General features: G+C 68.6%; 15 protein-coding genes. 7 read left to right on the plus strand and 8 right to left on the minus strand.

What is annotated here, in order from left to right:
* Window positions 1–32 precede the first annotated feature (32 nt).
* Window positions 33–971 (minus strand): carbohydrate kinase, encoded by a 939-nt coding sequence (locus ABH923_RS12690; protein ID WP_370055731.1) that lies wholly within the window; start codon window positions 969–971, stop codon window positions 33–35.
* A gap of 159 nt (window positions 972–1,130) precedes the next feature.
* Between ABH923_RS12690 and ABH923_RS12695 the strand changes: the two genes are divergently transcribed.
* Window positions 1,131–3,671 carry a GH32 C-terminal domain-containing protein gene (locus ABH923_RS12695; RefSeq protein WP_370055732.1) on the plus strand — a complete coding sequence of 847 codons (2,541 nt, stop codon included), beginning with the start codon at window positions 1,131–1,133 and terminating at the stop codon, window positions 3,669–3,671.
* A 66-nt stretch (window positions 3,672–3,737) separates the two neighbouring features.
* On the opposite strand, the gene tatC is transcribed toward ABH923_RS12695, so the two are convergent.
* The 5 genes from tatC to ABH923_RS12720 all read right to left on the minus strand — a co-directional run bounded on the left by tatC (window position 3,738) and on the right by ABH923_RS12720 (window position 7,603).
* The gene (tatC, locus tag ABH923_RS12700) at window positions 3,738–4,493 is read right to left on the minus strand and encodes a twin-arginine translocase subunit TatC (protein WP_370055733.1); all 756 of its coding nucleotides are present in this window, start codon (window positions 4,491–4,493) and stop codon (window positions 3,738–3,740) included.
* Window positions 4,490–4,780 carry a twin-arginine translocase TatA/TatE family subunit gene (locus tag ABH923_RS12705; RefSeq protein WP_370055734.1) on the minus strand — a complete coding sequence of 97 codons (291 nt, stop codon included), beginning with the start codon at window positions 4,778–4,780 and terminating at the stop codon, window positions 4,490–4,492. Before ABH923_RS12705 ends, tatC begins: the two co-directional genes overlap by 4 nt.
* Window positions 4,781–4,790: 10 nt before the next feature.
* Complete coding sequence (gene tatA / locus ABH923_RS12710; RefSeq protein WP_370055735.1) at window positions 4,791–5,009, minus strand: twin-arginine translocase TatA/TatE family subunit; 219 nt, start codon at window positions 5,007–5,009, stop codon at window positions 4,791–4,793.
* A gap of 99 nt (window positions 5,010–5,108) precedes the next feature.
* Entirely contained in the window at window positions 5,109–6,563 is a 1,455-nt protein-coding gene (locus ABH923_RS12715; protein WP_370055736.1) for a GH32 C-terminal domain-containing protein, read from the minus strand.
* Entirely contained in the window at window positions 6,560–7,603 is a 1,044-nt protein-coding gene (locus ABH923_RS12720) for a LacI family DNA-binding transcriptional regulator (protein WP_370055737.1), read from the minus strand. Before ABH923_RS12720 ends, ABH923_RS12715 begins: the two co-directional genes overlap by 4 nt.
* A gap of 148 nt (window positions 7,604–7,751) precedes the next feature.
* Between ABH923_RS12720 and ABH923_RS12725 the strand changes: the two genes are divergently transcribed.
* From ABH923_RS12725 to ABH923_RS12740, 4 genes are read left to right on the plus strand one after another with little or no spacing between them, the layout of a single operon-like run.
* Complete coding sequence (locus ABH923_RS12725) at window positions 7,752–9,155, plus strand: sugar ABC transporter substrate-binding protein (protein WP_370055738.1); 1,404 nt, start codon at window positions 7,752–7,754, stop codon at window positions 9,153–9,155.
* Complete coding sequence (locus ABH923_RS12730; protein ID WP_370055739.1) at window positions 9,155–10,114, plus strand: carbohydrate ABC transporter permease; 960 nt, start codon at window positions 9,155–9,157, stop codon at window positions 10,112–10,114. The genes ABH923_RS12725 and ABH923_RS12730 overlap by 1 nt, the downstream gene beginning before the upstream one ends.
* Window positions 10,111–10,986, plus strand: a complete 876-nt coding sequence (locus ABH923_RS12735; RefSeq protein ID WP_370055740.1) for a carbohydrate ABC transporter permease — start codon at window positions 10,111–10,113, stop codon at window positions 10,984–10,986. Before ABH923_RS12730 ends, ABH923_RS12735 begins: the two co-directional genes overlap by 4 nt.
* 52 nt (window positions 10,987–11,038) lie before the next feature.
* Entirely contained in the window at window positions 11,039–12,403 is a 1,365-nt protein-coding gene (locus ABH923_RS12740) for a glycoside hydrolase family 32 protein (protein WP_370057359.1), read from the plus strand.
* A 42-nt stretch (window positions 12,404–12,445) separates the two neighbouring features.
* Here ABH923_RS12740 and ABH923_RS12745 read toward each other — a convergent pair whose 3' ends face one another.
* Complete coding sequence (locus ABH923_RS12745; protein ID WP_370055741.1) at window positions 12,446–13,084, minus strand: hypothetical protein; 639 nt, start codon at window positions 13,082–13,084, stop codon at window positions 12,446–12,448.
* A gap of 54 nt (window positions 13,085–13,138) precedes the next feature.
* Window positions 13,139–14,320 carry an ROK family protein gene (locus tag ABH923_RS12750; RefSeq protein ID WP_370055742.1) on the minus strand — a complete coding sequence of 394 codons (1,182 nt, stop codon included), beginning with the start codon at window positions 14,318–14,320 and terminating at the stop codon, window positions 13,139–13,141.
* A 361-nt stretch (window positions 14,321–14,681) separates the two neighbouring features.
* On the opposite strand from ABH923_RS12750, the gene ABH923_RS12755 reads away from it, so the two are divergent.
* Both ABH923_RS12755 and ABH923_RS12760 read left to right on the plus strand, forming a co-directional pair.
* Window positions 14,682–15,683 (plus strand): ABC transporter permease, encoded by a 1,002-nt coding sequence (locus ABH923_RS12755; RefSeq protein ID WP_370055743.1) that lies wholly within the window; start codon window positions 14,682–14,684, stop codon window positions 15,681–15,683.
* The gene (locus ABH923_RS12760) at window positions 15,677–16,627 is read left to right on the plus strand and encodes a carbohydrate ABC transporter permease (RefSeq protein ID WP_370055745.1); all 951 of its coding nucleotides are present in this window, start codon (window positions 15,677–15,679) and stop codon (window positions 16,625–16,627) included. The genes ABH923_RS12755 and ABH923_RS12760 overlap by 7 nt, the downstream gene beginning before the upstream one ends.
* The last annotated feature ends 55 nt before the right edge of the window (window positions 16,628–16,682 follow it).

Below are 16,682 nucleotides of genomic sequence, written 5' to 3' on the forward strand. Positions count from 1 at the left end.
GGGCGTCCGCGCGGCCACCGGGTAGCGCGGTCCTATCCCGCGGCGAGCTCGCTGGACGTGGGCGGCTCGGCCCCCGCCCGGGACACGGTGATCGCGGCGGCGCGGGCAGCGTATCCGCCGGCCGACGCAAGCTCAGCGCGTGTGCGGTCACGCGCGGGGTCCGTGCCCGAGCCGAGGAACCAGGCCAGCAGCGCCGCCATGTAGCTGTCGCCTGCGCCGACGGTGTCCGTCACCCGCACGGCAATGGGTTCGATCGCGACCGTCGAGTCTCCCGCGGTGAGGATGGAGCCCGCGGAGCCCTGGGTGACGGCCACGAGTGCGCCGGTGGAGGCGATCGCGCGTGCCGCCTCGTCGACGCTCAGGTCGGGGTAGAGGAAGAGCGCGTCCTCGTCGCTGAGCTTCACGATGTCGGCGAGCTTCGCCAGTCGTTCGAAACGCGCGACAGCAGCGGCTCGGTCGCCGACCAGGTCCGCGCGGATGTTCGGGTCGAAGCTGACGGTCGCCCCGGGGTGGACTTCGTCGGCGAGTTGTTCGATCCTGTCCGAACCGGGTGCGAGGAAGGCGGAGATCGAGCCGATGTGCAGGTGGCGAACAGGGGGGAGGTCGATCCGGTGGGGGAGCTGCCAGTGGATGTCGAACTCGTACGTCGCCGAGCCGTCCGCCCCGATCGAGGCTGCCGCGCTGGAGGTCGTCGGAAGACTCCACGACTCGGGCAGGAGGGCGACGCCGGCCTCGCCCAGCCGGGCGGCGATCGCCTCGCCTCTCGCGTCGCGGCCCAACGCGGTCAGGAACGACGTCGCCACACCGAGCCGGGCGAGGCCCAGTGCGACGTTCGCCGGGGAACCGCCGGGATGCTCGCGCGTCGTGCCGTCGAGGTGGATCACGTCGATGAGCGCCTCGCCGGCGACCAGTACGCGAAGGGGCTCCGCAGACGGGTCGAGGACCTTCTCGGGCGGCGTCGGGGTCGGCATGTGGGGATCCGCTTTCTTCCGAATGGACTTGACCTCCGCAGCCAGGCGTTCCAGACTGCGTACTGATCACTCTAACTAATACGTATTAATTCGTCGAGTTTTCGTTGTGCTTGCAATCAATACGTATTAGTCCAGCCTTCAGAGAGGAAGCGCAACTCCATGATCCGATCCCTCACGATCGCGACGGCCCTCGCCGTCGGCATCACCTTGACCGGGCTCGCCCCTGCGGCGGCCCGCGCATCGGCGGCTCCGCCACCGGTGGCGACCCAGCCGGCCGCCCCATCGCCCACTGCGACACCCTCGACCGGGACCGCGGGCGCCTACCACGAGCAGTACCGCCCGCAGTTCCACTACTCGCTGCCGACCGGGTGGATCGGCGACCCGAACGGGCTCGTCTACAAAGACGGGCTGTACTACTTGTTCAGCTACGGCACCTGGAAGGGCGCGGTGAGCAAGGACCTGGTCCACTGGACGAACATCGATGTCACCGGCCCTGCGCCGGATCCGGGCGCCGGCGCGTTCTTCTCGGGCAGCGCGGTCGTCGACACGCAGAACACCAGCGGGTTCGGAACGGCGAAGAATCCGGCGATGGTCGCCATCTACACGAGTGTCCAGTCGGGCACGAACGTCGAATCCCAGGACATCGCCTACAGCACCGACAACGGTCGCCACTGGACGCGCTACGCCGCCGACCCGGTCATCGACATCGGCTCCGTCAACTTCCGCGATCCCAAGGTCTTCTGGTACGCCCCGAAGCACGAGTGGATGATGTCGGTCGCGCTGAGCGATCAGTACACGGTGGCCTTCTATACGTCGCCCGACCTCAAGACCTGGACGCGAGCGGGCGCCTTCGGCCCGGCAGGCGCCACGACAGGGGTGTGGGAGATGCCCGACCTCTACCAGCTGCCCGTCGACGGCGACAGCCGGAACCAGAAGTGGGTGCTCAGTGTCAGCGTGGGCAGCACCGGCGTGCAGTACTTCGTCGGCCGGTTCGACGGCTCGACCTTCGTCCCGGACGGCCCTGCCACGTACACGCCCCCGGCGGGCACGGCGCTCGACGCGTTCCAGTCCGGGAGCTACGGCGACTGGACGACGACCGGCTCGGCCTTCGGCGCGGCGCCGGCATCGGGCGCGCTGCCCGATCAGCAGCCGGTCACCGGCGCTGACGGCAGCTACGTCGTGGACAGCTTCAACGGCGGCGACGCCGCCACCGGCACGCTCACCTCCCCGGCGTTCACGATCGACAAGAGCCGGCTCAACTTCCAGGTGGGCGGAGGCGACAACCCGTACGCCGCGGGCGCTGTGCCGTTCGGGACCCTCCCGACCGGGACCGTCTTCACCGACTTCTCCGGCACGTCGTACGATCCCGGCTGGACCACGACGGGCTCGTTCGTCGGAACCGGCCCGAGCCACGAGAAACTCGGCAACCAGGTCAGCGCCGGCGTCCTCGACACCTGGGGACCCGACGGCGACCCGAGCGAAGGCACCATCACCTCGCCGAGCTTCACCGTCGGATCGCCCTACATCGATCTGCAGGTCGCCGGCGGCACGCATCCGATGAGCCAGGCGAATCCCACGGCGGTGAACCTGGTCATCGGCGGGAAGGTCGTCGAAACCGCCACCGGGAACAACGCGGGCACCCTCGACTGGACGAGCTGGGACACGTCCGCGTACCAAGGCCAGCAGGCGCAGATCCAGGTCGTCGACCAGAACGACGGGTCGACCGGGTGGGGCCACCTCATGGTCGGCGACATCGTCTTGGCCGACCAGAAGGCGCCCGTCTGGGACACCGAGACCGCGGTGGATCTGCTGGTCGACGGGAAGGTCGTCCGCTCCGCGACCGGCAAGAACAGCGAGAACCTCGACTGGGCATCCTGGGATGTCAGCGACCTCCAGGGCAAGCAGGCGCAGCTGCAGGTCGTGGACAACGCGACCGGCAGCTGGGGCCACATCCTCGCCGACGGCTTCGCCCTGGCCGACAAGCCGGCCCTGAACCAGATCCAGCGAGCCAGCTGGATCGACTACGGCAGCGACTTCTACGCGGAGAACACCTGGACGGACGCTCCCGGTGGGCAGAGGATCAATGTCGCCTGGATGAACAACTGGGCCTACGCCTCGAACGTGCCGACGACGCCGTGGCAGGGAGCCGAGTCGTTCCCGCGGACGGAGTCGCTGCAGACGATCGGCGGGAAGGTCCAGCTCGTCCAGACGCCGGTGGACGCCCTCTCCGGCCTTCGCAGCGGCCCGGTTTCGAACGTCCGGAAGGCGACGGTCACCGGAACGACGACCCTTCCGGTCTCCGGGGCCGAGCTCGAGCTCCAGGCCCGGCTGACGAGGGGAACCGCGTCGACGTTCGGCCTGAACGTGAGGACCGGAGGCGGCCAGTACACGCAGATCGGCTACGACACAGCGGCGGGTGAGCTCTACGTCGATCGGACGCATTCCGGCGACACCGGCTTCAGTCCGTCGTTCCCCGGCCGGGCCGCCGCGCCCGTCGCGCTGGACTCCCGCGGCGGACTCGACCTCCGCATCCTGATCGACGCCTCGTCCGTCGAGGTCTTCACGGGAGACGGCACGCGGGCGATCACGGAGCAGATCTTCCCCGACGCCGCGAGCACCGGCGTCAGCGCCTTCGCCACCGGCGGAACAGCCGGGATCGACTCGCTGCGGGCGTGGAGGCTGACCTCCATCTGGAACTGATCCGACCACGCGAGAAGGCTCCCCGCCCGGCGCGACCGGACGGGGAGCCTTCTTCGTGTGCGGCGCCTAGAGCACCCGCGCGGCCAGCCTGCGGTCGTGCAGCAACGCAACCGACCACGCGAGGTAGTACAGCGCGATCAGCGGGCCTGCGAGCAGCAGCATCGAGATCACATCGGCCGACGGCGTCACGATCGCGGTGAAGCCGAGGATGACGAGGAACGCGATCCGCCAGCTGCGGAGGATCGACTGCGCCGACAGCATGCCGAGGAAGTTGAGCAGCACGAGGAAGACCGGAGAGACGAAGGCGAAACCGGCTGCGACGACGAGCTTCAGCACGAACTGGAAGTAGTCGTTGGCCTGGATGAACGACGACGAGCCGTCCGCCGCGAATCCCGTGAGCAGGAGGACGATGTGCGGCACGATCAGCCAGCCGGCGACGCATCCGCCGAGGAAGAGCGGAACGGCCGTGAAGAAGAAGCCGAACCCGTACTTCAGCTCCCGCCGGTTCAAGGCGGGGACGAGGAAGGCCCAGACCTGATAGAGCCAGATCGGGCTGGACGCCACGATGCCGATCGCGAAGGCCGCCTGCATCCGCAGGTCGAACGCCCCGGTGATGGTGTCGAAGTTGAGCGCCGCGAGGCGGTGCTGGGACGCCGCCGCCTCCGTGATCGGCGCCCGCAGAGCCGCGAGCAGCAGCGGGCCGAGAAACCACCCGCCGACCGTCCCGGCGACGATGGCGGCGGCGGCGCGCACCGCGCGGCGACGCAGTTCCGCCACATGCGACGACAGCGACATGCGGGCGGTGCGGTTCCCGCGGGTCATGGCGCGTCCGACCCTGATCGCTCGAGGGCGTGCCGATCCGGTTCGGGCTCAGCGAGGAGCGCCTCGCGGATGATCCGTCGCGGGTCGTACTGCCGCGGGTCGAACCTGCGCCAGTCGAGGTCGACCGACTCGCCGACCTCCTCGCGCACCTGGCGCTCCACGTCCTCGGCGAGTCCGCGCACGGAGCGGACGAGCTGACCGAGTCTGGCGGCGTACGCCGGGAGCCGGGTCGGCCCGATCAGGAAGGCGGCGATCACGCCGATCACGAGCAGTTTCTCGAAGCTCATGACAGTACGCTCACGGCCGAGCGGAGACCCCGTCGGACCCGGAGGTCGCGGCTGACTTCTCCGCCGCGCTCGCCGTCTCGCCGTCCGAGAGGTCGTGGACCTCCTTGCGGAAGATCCGGATCGACTGGCCGAGGCCCTTCGACAGGGCGGGCAGGCGCGTGGCGCCGAACAACAGCAGCACCACCGCGAGGATCACCAGCAGGTGCCAGCCACCGAGATTAGCCAACATGAGTCATCTCCTTTGACAGACCAATACGAGCCAATTCGTATTAGTAATTCGTATTGGCAGAGTAGGCACCTGGCCGGGCGATGTCAAGCCGGATGGGCCTCAGCCCCGGACCCTGGCCTCCAGGCGCAGCAGGTCGAACGCGCCGTCCGTCGCGAAGACGCCGACCCGGCCGGAGGTCAGGTCGTAGACGCGCGTGCTGAGCGCGACCCGATCGTCCACGACGACCACGCAGATGTCACCGTCGAGGTGGACCTCGACGGTGTGCCGGCCCGGCGGCAGCGGCACGGGGCGCTCCGACTCGAGCTCGTGCGGCACGTCTCCCCTGATCTGCCACTGCTCGCCGCCGGTCGCGCCCCGCGGCCAGCGGTCGAACACCAGCCGGTCGCGGTACGGCTCCAGGCGGATCGAGTACGCCTGCTCGGCGTCGTCGGAGCTGCGGAGGAGGAGCCCGCACGCGTGGGTGGAGGGCGCGATGTCGAACTCGGCGACGATGAGGGCTTCGCTCGGAAGCTCGCCGGCGAGCCAGGTCGAATGCCGGTCCTGCGCGCCGTGGCCGACGACGGCATCCGCGCCCTGCACGGGGGCGAGCTCCGGCAGGAGGTCGCGGGCCGTGCCATAGAGCGCTGTGACGGCCCGTGGCAGGCCGAACCGCAGTGAGCCGTCCGGGGCCTGCTCGGCGCGGAGCGACGACATCGTGCCGGCCCACTGCCAGTCGCCGCTGTCGGTCTCGCCCGCCTTGGTGGCGATCCACCCGATGAAGTGGCGCTCCCCGGCGTGCTCGACGGTCTTCGACGCGTAGAAGGCGCGGCCGTCGACGGTGTCGTACTCCGGCGCGCGCCAGGGGCCGTCGGGGGAGTCGGCGATCCTGTAGCGGGTCTGGAAGGAGTCGGAGAACTCCGAATAGACGAGATACCAGTGGTCGCCCCACGGGAAGACGTCGGGGCACTCCTGGGTGATGAACCGGCGCGGATCCCAGAAGGGCTCCGCGTCGCGCCAGCGCACGAGGTCGTCCGAGACGAGTCGTGCGACGACGCCGGAGCGGCGATAGGGCGTTCCGGTCCGCCGGGTGGCCAGCAGCAGCTGCCACTCCTCGCCGGGAGCCGTGCGGAACACGAACGGGTCCCGCCAGTCCTCCGGCGAATAGCCCTCGAGGGCGCCGAAGGTCCACTCGGGATGACGCGTCCAGGAGTCGAGCCCCGCCGAGGATGTCGCGTGGCAGACGACCTGCGCATCCCCGTCCTCTGTGCGGATGCGGGGATTGTGCCCGGTGTAGAAGAGGTGGTGCACGCCGTCGTCGTCCGTCACGACGCTCCCGGTGTAGCAGTCGAAGTCCTCGGCCTGGGCGCCGCCGGAGGGCAGCACGACACCGCGGTCGGTGAACCGTGCGAAGTCGGTGGTGGTCACCGCCGCCCACGGCATCCCCTCGTCGCGGTCCAGCGGGCGGCGTGGGTCGCGGGTGTCCAGCAGGTAATACAGCCAGACCGTGCCGTCGTGTTCGAACGGGATGACATCGCCGACGTACCCGCCGTCGGGCCGGAAGTGGGCGGAGCTCATCGCGCGGAGTCCGGGCGCGGCGCTCCGAGCGAGGCTCGATCGATGTAGTGACAGGGGACGAGGGTGCGCCGCGGCGGCTCCTCCTCCTCGATCAGCAGCTTGCCGGCGGTGATGCCCATCTGGAGGTGGGGGAGCGCGACGGTGGCGAGCGGAGGGTGCAGCTCCGCGGCGAGCTCCGGCTGGTCGTCGAAGCCCACGATGGAGATGTCCCTGGGACACTCCAGCCCGGCCTCGTGGGAGGCGAGCAACGCGCCGACCGCCATCCGGTCGTTGCCGCAGACGAGGGCTGTCGGAGGCTCGTCGGCCAGGATGCGGGACGCCAGCTCGTAGCCCGAGGACACGTGGTAGGTGCCGTAGGCCCGGGCGACGGACGCGGGGTCGATTCCGGCCTCCACGGCGGCGTCGACGAGGCCGCGCTCGCGCTCCTTGCACGCGTAGTCGTCGGACGGGCCGCCGAGGAACGCGACCCGTCGATGCCCGGCGGCGAACACGGCGGCCGCGACATCCCGCCCGCCCTGGTACTCGTCGGCCAGCACGAGGGGCGCGTCCTCCACGTTGTCCGCCCAGCAGTTGACGAAGACCGTCCGGATGTCCTCGCCGATGTCGAGGGCGGAGATGGGCTCGGGGCCGGGTGCCGCGTACACCAGCCCGGCGACGCCCTGCCGCACGAGGTTCTCCACGGCCGCCTTGCCGCTGTCCGGCGCCTCGGAGATCTCGACGACGAACGAGACGTAGCCCGCGGGCTGCACGGCCTGCTGCACGCCGAGCACGATCTGGCCGGCGTAGGGCTGCGAGACGACGCGGTGCGCGATCACGCCGATGGTGAAGGGGCGGTTGGAGCGCAGGGACTGGGCCGCCCGGTTGGGCTGGAACCGGAGCTCCTTCGCCGCCTTCAGGATCCGCTCCCTGGTCTCCGGGGCGACCGAGATGTCGCGCCGGTCGTTGAGCACGAAGGACACCGTCGGTTGGGACACCCCCGCCCGCCGAGCGACATCCTTCATGGTCACCCGCTTCGCCGGGCCATTGTTGTTCGCAGCCATCTGATCGTTCCTCCCGCAACCGATCATGCCACACAGCCAATACGTATTTGCAATCTGGCGCGGGATAGGGTTATGCTCGGAACCCCAATACGTATTAGTCCGGTCGCGGCACCCGCTGCGGCCTAGACGCTCAGAGAGGAGCGGACGGATGACCAGCACCTTTGGAACGGCCATAGACCGTCGCACTGTGATCAAACTCGGCGGCGCGGGCCTCGCGCTGACCGGTCTGGCCTCCTTGGCCGCCTGCTCCACAGGCGGAGGCGGTGGCACCAACGCATCGGGCACCATCAAGATGCTGTACTTCGGCGACCAGAAGGCGGCCACAGCGCTGCAGAACACCCTGCAGCCGCAGATCAAGAAGCTCGACAAGAACGCCAAGCTCGAAGTCACCGCCATCAACGGCACCGACTGGAACGACTTCCTCGCGAAGGTGCTCACCCAGATCGCCGCCGGCGCGGCGCCCGACCTGGTGAGCGTCGCGACCGAGGGCCTCCAGCTCATGGCCTCCAAGGATCTGCTGATCCCTCTGGACAGCTACGTGACCAAGGACATGTCCTCGCTGCAGAGCTACTTCGACCAGATCCACCCCGCGCTCGTGGAGTCGATGATGTACCAGGGGCACCTGTACGAGCTCCCCGACAGCTTCAACGCCGGCAGCATGTTCTACAGCACCGACCTCTTCCAGAAGGCCGGGCTCTCCCGTCCGGCCGACAACTGGACGATGGACGAGTTCCACACCTATGCGACGAAGCTCAAGGGGCTCGGCGGCGACGTCAACGCCTTCGACTGGGTGGTGCGGCTCTGGGGAAGCTGGACGTCCTTCCTGTACGCCAACAACGGCAACCTGCTCGAAGAGGGCAAGTACTCCGGCGGCGACTGGCTGTGGAACTCCGCCTTCAAGAACAACCCGGTCGGCGTGCACGGCCGCAAGGGCGGCTGGAAGTGGGGCACGCCCACGGCCAACTCGGAGGCCGCCGTCGAGGCGCTCGAGTACGTGGTCGACCTCCAGCGGTCCGGCCTGTCGCCCTCGCCCGACGTCGGAGGCGGCGCGACCCTGCAGGGCCTGTTCTCCACCGGCCGCATCGGGATGACGATCGGTGGCGGGTTCTGGGCCGGCGGCCTGCACAACGCGGGCATGGCGGACGGCAGCTTCGACGTGCAGCGCTTCCCGACCTGGAAGAGCAACAAGTCGCTCTTCGGAGCGGGCGGCTACGGCATCTTCAACTCGTCGAAGAACAAGGACCTGGCGTGGGAGGTCGTGAAGATGATGGTGGAGCCCTCCACCTTCGACATCATGTTCCCCGGCAATGTCACGACCCCCGGCCGCAAGCAGCTGCTGACGGCCGACCGGTACAAGACGACCGGACCGGAGAACTGGTCGGTCTTCTACGACCAGCTCGAGGGCTCGGTGCCGATCTCCGCGCCGCCGTACTACAACGCGCTGGCCACCTCGCTCAACCAGCGGACCACGCAGGCGATCTCGTCGGGCAACGCCAAGGCGGCCCTCGACGGCATGCAGTCCGACTTCGAGAAGGCAGCGCAGGCGTCCTGATGGCTGTCCAGACCCAGGAGCGCCCGCGCGTGAATGGGGCGACCTCTCCTCGCCGTGCCGTCCGTCGCCCCGGTGTGCGACGGGCGGCCCGGCGGGAGGGCGCGTTCGGCTATTCGATGATCGGACTCGCGGTGGCGTTCGTCGCCGTGTTCACGTTCATCCCGATCCTCGCCTCCCTCGGGCTCTCGTTCTTCTCGTGGGACGTCATCTCGCCTCCCAAGTTCGTCGGCGTCGCCAACTTCACCCGGCTGTTCAGCGACGGCTCGACCCTCGCGTCGTTCGGCGTGACGATCCTGCTGGCCATCGGAATCGTCGTGCTCCAGATCACTCTCGGTCTGCTGCTCGCGGTCCTGGTCAACAGCCGCAGGCGGAAGTCCACCAAGGTCTTCTTCCGGACGGCGTTCTACCTGCCGCTGCTGGCCTCCACCGCAGCCGTGTCGATCTTCATGGGCTACCTGTTCGACGCGAAGTTCGGGCTGATCAACTACTACCTGACGCAGCTCGGGCTGCCCGCGGTGCCGTGGCTGACCAACCCGGTGGCGGCGCAGATCACGATCATCCTGATCGTCGTCTGGCAGCAGGTCGGCTTCACCTTCGTGCTGTTCGTCGCCGCGTTGACGTCGGTGCCGCAGGAGGTCCAGGAGGCCGCGGCGATCGACGGGGCCGGAGCGTGGCGCACGCTGCTGCGGATCAAGATCCCGCTGATCAGCCCGACCATCCTGTTCGCCACGGTCGTGGCGATGATCAACGCGATGCAGCTGTTCGACCAGCCGTTCATCATGACCAAGGGCGGCCCGGGCACGGCGACGACCACCGCGACGATCGCGATGTACCAGACCGGGTTCCAGAACCTGCAGTTCGGCTACGCCTCGGCGATCGCGATCCTGCTGCTGGTGATCATCCTGGCGCTGACCGGCATCCAATTCCTCGCCGCACGAAAGCTGGTGTTCTACCAATGACCACAGATGTCGCTCCGAGCCCGACGGTCGTGCTCGGCCGTCGCCGCCGGCCGATCGTGAAGGTCGGCAGCATCGTCGGCATGGTGCTGCTCATCCTCTCCGCGGTGTTCGCGCTCGGCCCGCTGCTCTGGACGCTGACCACCTCGCTGCGCACGCCGGCGGAGGCGTTCACCAACCCGCCGCAGTGGATCCCGACCAGCCCCGACTTCAGCAACTACGCCGCGGTGTTCAACCAGATCCCGATCGGGCAGTTCTTCCTGAACAGCGTCGCCGTGACGGTGCTCATCGTGGTGGGCCAGACGATCACCTGCACCCTCTCCGGCTACGCGTTCGCGATGGTGTCGTTCCCGGGCAAGAACACGATCTTCGGCATCTTCCTGGCCACCATGATGGTGCCGCTGCAGACGATCATCATCCCGGTCTTCGTCATCGTGAAGACGATGGGCATCAGCGACTCGCTCGCCTCGCTCATCATCCCGGCACTGGGGAGCGCGTTCGGAACCTTCCTGATGCGGCAGTACTTCATGCAGATGCCGAGGGAGCTCGGCGAGGCGGCCCGCATCGACGGCGCGTCGCACTGGGGTGTGTTCCGGCACGTCTACGCGCGGATGGCGACCCCGGCGATCGCGACGCTGGCGATCCTCAACTTCTCGGGATTCTGGGCCGAGTTCTACCGGCCGCTGATCTTCATCCAGTCGCAGAGCAACTTCACGCTGCCGCTGGGACTCGTCGGACTGCAGGGCAACCTGGGCACAGGGTCGATCTCGGTGGTCCTGGCCGGCGTGATCCTCGCGATGATCCCCAGCGTCCTCCTCTTCATCTTCGCTCAGCGCTACTTCATCGAGGGCGTCACAGCCGGCTCCTTCCGCTGAGCCCCGCACCGGCCCCGTCGAGGCGGCCGTCCACTAGAGAGATGTGAACTCCATGCAGGACCACCACCTTCCCCAGTTCCACGTGCGCCTTCCGCGCGGGTACCTCAACGACCCCAACGGCCCCGTGGAGTTCGGCGGGACGACGCACCTGTACTTCCAGTCGCGTTCGCACGCCGAGCTGGCGGTGCCGGTGGAGTGGGGGCACGCGACGAGCGAGGACCTCGTGCACTGGACGCTGCAGCGGCCGGCCATGAGCCCGGTCCCGGGCGGCGTCGACTCGGGCGGATGCTGGTCGGGGAACACGGTGGTCGACGGAGACCGCGTGCGTGCTTTCTACTCCGGAAAGGTGGACGACAGCCCCTACCAGTCGATCCTGACCGCCGTGTCCGACGAGGACGGCACGAACTTCAGCCGGCCGTCGCAGGTGGTCGACGACCCGGCGCCCGAGGAGGGCGTGACGATGTTCCGCGATCCGTTCGTCTGGCGGGACGGTTCGAGGTGGGGCATGGTGGTCGGCGCTGCCGGCCCCGACAGCACGGCGAGCATGCGTCAGTACGGCTCCGCGGACGGGCTGTCGTGGGAGTTCGAGGGGGAGCTGGCGCGGCTTCCGAGGACCGTGTTCGACGGTGTCGACACCGGCGAGGGGTGGGAGTGCCCGCAGCTGATCGCGGTCGACGGCCGCGAAGTGGCGCTCGTCTCGTCCTGGTCGCACGCGGGCGGTCCGGGGGCTGTGCTCGCCTTTCCCGTCGATGAAGCCCCGGCTCCGCGTCGAGTGGACGACGGTCACAACTTCTACGCGGCGTCCGTGATGCGCGAAGGATCGTACGGGCAGGTGCTGTTCGGCTGGATCACCGAGGGCAGAGAGGCAGCGCAGTGGCAGGCCGCGGGCTGGGCCGGCGCGATCTCCCTCCCTCGGCGGACGTGGCTGGACGGCGACCGGCTGTGCAGCGAGCCGCACCCGGCCGTCGACGCGCTGCGCGTGGGGCCCGCGCGTGCGGCGGACGGCGCGAGGATCGGCGCCCAGGCCGAGATCGTCGTCCCCGCCGTCTCCGGAACCGTCCGCGTGCAGTACGGTGACGGCGCGTGGCTCGACGTGATCCTGGACCTCGAAGCGGGCACGCTCACGCTCGACCGCACCGCGGCCGGCCAGGACAGCGGCATCGACACCGAGCCGGCGACGAGCGTACAGGCGTTCAGCGACCGGGCCGACTGGGCCGCGCGGATCTTCCTCGACGGCTCCGTCGTCGAGGTCTTCACGAGCGCCGGGCGCTCGATCACCAGCCGCGTGTACCCGACGACACCGCCGCCGTGGCGCATCCACGCACCGGCCGGCGTGGTCGCATGGGAGCTGGCGAAGGCGATGTCCACTGCGGATGAGGAAAGGCCCGTTCGGATGGAGTCGCTCCCCGTCGGCTAGGCGACCGGCGGCGCCGACCGCGGCCCGCGTCGACCACATCGCCTAGCGCGGATCCGGCAGGTCGAGGTTCCAGTGCCGCGACACGACGATGACCCACTCCTCGTCCCGCTCACCATGCCCCGGAGGCCCGTGCGAGATGAAGAACCGCGACACCACGCGTTGCGAGCCCTCGGCATCGCCGTAGAGCACGTCGACGCAGAACCCCTCGCCCGAAGCCCCGGAGCGGGCAACCTCGAAGTCGGACGACTCGGGTTCGCGGATGGCCACCTGGCAGAAACCGGGGTCGTTCGTCGGCACGTAGATGTCGCGGGTGAGCCGGTGGAAGTCGTCGACGGAGGGGACGGGCGCCCGCGCATCCGCGGTCAGGCACCAGCCGTGCAGGATCGCGACGCCGGCCCCGGCGTTGCGCACGGACATCACGAGGTAGACGGCCTCATCGGTGATCTCGAGGGCCGCCCGGCCGCCCTGCACTGTCAGCCACCTGCCGTCCGCGAACCGCACCTTCTGGGGTGGGTCGGACCAGTTGGAGGGAAGCAGGATGGGGCGGATCCCCTCCAGGAGCGCCCGTTCGGCGACGCGGGCGGACCGGTTGGCGGAGCGCGTCGAGGCGAAGGTCGCGACCGCCAGCACGGTGGTTCCCACAGCGGTGCCGAGGTCGGCGACGAGAACCCAATCGAACACAGGCGACATTCAACGCCTCCGGGAGTCGCCTTCGGAAGGGGGTGATCCGACCGCTCAGTCGCCAACCCCGCCGGGCGCCACGCTGATCGCCTCCCGCAATGCCGCGACCGCCGCCCCGCGCGCCCAGTCCACGAACGTGTGCCGCCGCACGATCAGGCGGCAGTTCGCCGCGGTCCCGAAGACGTGTGCCAGGAACTCTTCGCGGAAGCGGCGCTCGTAGAGGTCGTAGTCCATGACCCCTTCTCCGGCGATCACGACGACCTCCGGGCCGAAGAGGTTCACCGTGGTGGCGACGGCGGCGCCGATGGCCGTGCCCGCCCGCTCGAAGGCGTCGACCGCGACGCGGTCGCCTTCGTGGGCGAGGCGGATCGCGTCGGCCAGGGTGAGGGTCGGGTCGTCGTGGCCCTGCCGGACCGCGTCGCGGATGGCGTGGGAGGAGGCGACGGCCTCCACGCAGCCGCGGCGGCCGCAGACGCAGACCGCGTCCTTCGGGCCCAGGGGGAGGTGGCCGATCTCGCCGGCGACGCCGTGGGCGCCGACCACGACGTCGTCGTTCACGTAGATTCCGCATCCAATTCCTGCGCCGATCGTGATGATGGCGAACGAGTCGGCGTCCGTTCCCACGCCGAACCACTGTTCCGCCTTGGCGAGGGCGCGCACGTCGTTCTCGACGATGACGGGGAGGCCGAGCCGGGCGGAGAGCAGGCTGCCGAGCGGGACGTGCGTCCAGCCGAGCAGGGGGGAGTCGCGGACGACTCCGTCGGTGTTGTCGATGTCGCCGGAGACCGAGACTCCCACTCCGGTGAGGAAGCGGGCGTCGTCGCCGAGCTGGTCGATCAAGGTCTCCACCGACTTCGCGATGGCGGTGATCGTCGCGTCGGGGGCGTGGCTCGTGAGGCGACGGCGGGTGGAGGCGATCACCTCGTTGCCCAGGCTGACCGTGACGGCGAAGATCTCGTCGGCGTTCACCTTCACCCCGACGGCGATCATGGAGCGGGGGACCACGCTCAGCGGGCGGACGGGCCGCCCGGGGAACGCGTGCTCGGCGTGCTCGCCGACGGTGACGAACCCGTCCGCGATGAGCGGGCTGACGGTCTTGGTGACCTTCGCCTGCGACAGGCCGGTGAGGCGTCCGATGTCGAGTCTGCTGACGGGGCCGTGCGTGATGATGCGCGTGAAGATCTCGGCGGACGCCGCCGTGCCCAGCACAGGTCGGCGTGCTGTGTGTTCGGACATGCTCAAGCTCATCGTGCACCTGATCTGTGTGGCGGGTCGTCAACCGGGCCCCGCACCCCCGTACGTGCCGACAGTGCTGTTCGGCGTGCGACAAGGCTAGTACACATCCGGGCTCTTCCGTGCGCTGATTTGGATATCTTGTTTCCGCTGTGTTGTAACTCCTACCAGTGCTTTCTGCCGTCTTTTCAAGGGACTATGGCGGTTGGCGCGCGACGAGAGCGACACAAGTGGCAGAGATTATTGACAGCGGCAAAGAAATAGGTTTTGCTATAGACCACCCCCTCGGGACCGCTGTTCCGACCGAGGCGAGGAACCAGATCATCTCTTGTTGGGAGTCTTCGATGACGAAGGATGCGGCCTCATGACGAGCGCGCCGCCCGTGGCCCCGGCGCCGCCGGCCGCCCGAGTCGCCGACGCGGCGACTCCGCGACGGGTGCCGCGCAACCGGCTGACCCTCGGGCAGCGCTGGCGGGTCGCCCTCCGCCGCCACTGGCAGCTCTACCTGCTCACGATCCTCCCGCTCGCGTACTTCGTGATCTTCAAGTACGTCCCGATCTCCAACGCGATCATCGCGTTCAAGGACTACAGCCCGGTGCTCGGCGTCTGGGGCAGTCCCTGGGCCGGCTGGACCAACTTCGCCACGATGCTCCAGAACCCGGTGTTCCCGACGCTGGTCCAGAACACCCTGCTGCTGTCCGGCTACGCGATCCTGGCGAGCTTCCCCATTCCGCTGATCCTGGCTCTCGCGCTCAACGAGGTCCGGCACCGGTGGTTCCAGAAGACCGTCCAGATGGTCACCTATGCCCCGTTCTTCATCTCGACCGTCGTCGTGGTGTCGATGCTGATCCTGATCATGGCCCCGCGGCTCGGCGTCCTGAGCCAGGTGTTCGGCTTCTTCGGGGTCCAGTCGCCCGACTTCCTGGGCGACCCGAACTACTTCCGGCACATCTACGTCTGGTCGGACGTCTGGCAGACCGCCGGATACTCCGCGGTGATCTACATGGCGGCTCTCTCCGGGATCGACCCGGCGCTGTACGAGGCGGCGCGAGTGGACGGCGCGTCCCGGCTCCGCAAGATCTGGCACGTCGACATCCCCGGCATCATGCCGACGGCGATGATCGTCCTGATCCTCAGCGTCGGCAACATCATGTCGATCGGGTTCGAGAAGGTCTTCCTGCTGCAGAACCCGCTGAACCTCGGTCAGTCCGAGATCATCGCGACCTACGTCTACAAGCTGGGCATCCTCAACGCCGACTTCGGCACGGCGACCGCCGTCGGCCTCTTCAACTCTGTGATCAACCTTGTGCTGCTGCTCGTCGTGAACTGGGTGGCAAAACGTATCAGTGGGAGTGGACTGTGGTAACCATCGAGAGCTCGAGAGTGCGCCGCCGCACCCGCCCCGCCGCTGCATCCAAGAAGACGCGTCGCATCCGGGAGTCCGCATCGGACCGCGCGCTCCTGGTCGTCATCTACCTCGGACTGACGCTGGCCGTCCTCGTCGTCCTCCTGCCGCTGCTGTTCATCCTGGCCAGCTCCTTCTCCTCGCCCCAGGCCGTCACGGCCGGGCGCGTCCTGCTCTGGCCCGTCGACTTCACGCTCAAGGGGTACCAGACGGTGCTGGCCGACCCGCAGGTGCTCCTGGGTTACGCCAACTCGCTGTTCTACATGGTCGCGGGCACACTCATCAGCACCACGCTGACGGTCTGCCTCGCCTGGCCGCTCTCGCGCCGCACCTTCATGGGACGAAACGTGATCATGGGCCTGCTGCTGTTCACGATGCTGTTCAGCGGTGGACTGATCCCCACGTACATGGTCGTCCAGAACCTCGGGATGCTGGACACCCGGTGGGCGCTGCTGCTGCCCCAGGCCATCGCGGTCTGGCAGGTCATCATCGCCCGCACCTTCTTCAAGTCGGCGATCCCGGAGGAGCTGGTGGAGGCGGCGTCGCTCGACGGCTCCAGTGATCTGCGCTTCCTCTGGAGCGTCGTGCTCCCGCTGTCGAAGCCGCTGATCGCCGTCATCGCGCTCATGTACGCGATCGGCCAGTGGAACGGCTTCTTCGACGCCCTGCTCTATCTGAAGAGCTCCGACCTGTTCCCGCTCCAGCTCGTGCTCCGCAACATCCTCGTGCTCAACGCCACCAACGGCGGCACGAACGACCTGGCCGCGCAGGCGCAGAACCAGGAGCTGGTCAACCTGCTGAAGTACTCGCTCATCGTCATCACGAGCGTCCCGGTCCTCGTCATCTACCCGTTCGTCGCGCGCTACTTCAACAAGGGCGTGCTCATCGGGTCGGTCAAGGGCTGACCCGCTGCCGGTCGCACCGGCCCCACAGACCCACCACGCGCACCATTCGCTTTGC

Origin of the sequence: Leifsonia sp. EB41, from assembly GCF_041262565.1 — a bacterium.
GTDB lineage: Bacteria > Actinomycetota > Actinomycetes > Actinomycetales > Microbacteriaceae > Leifsonia.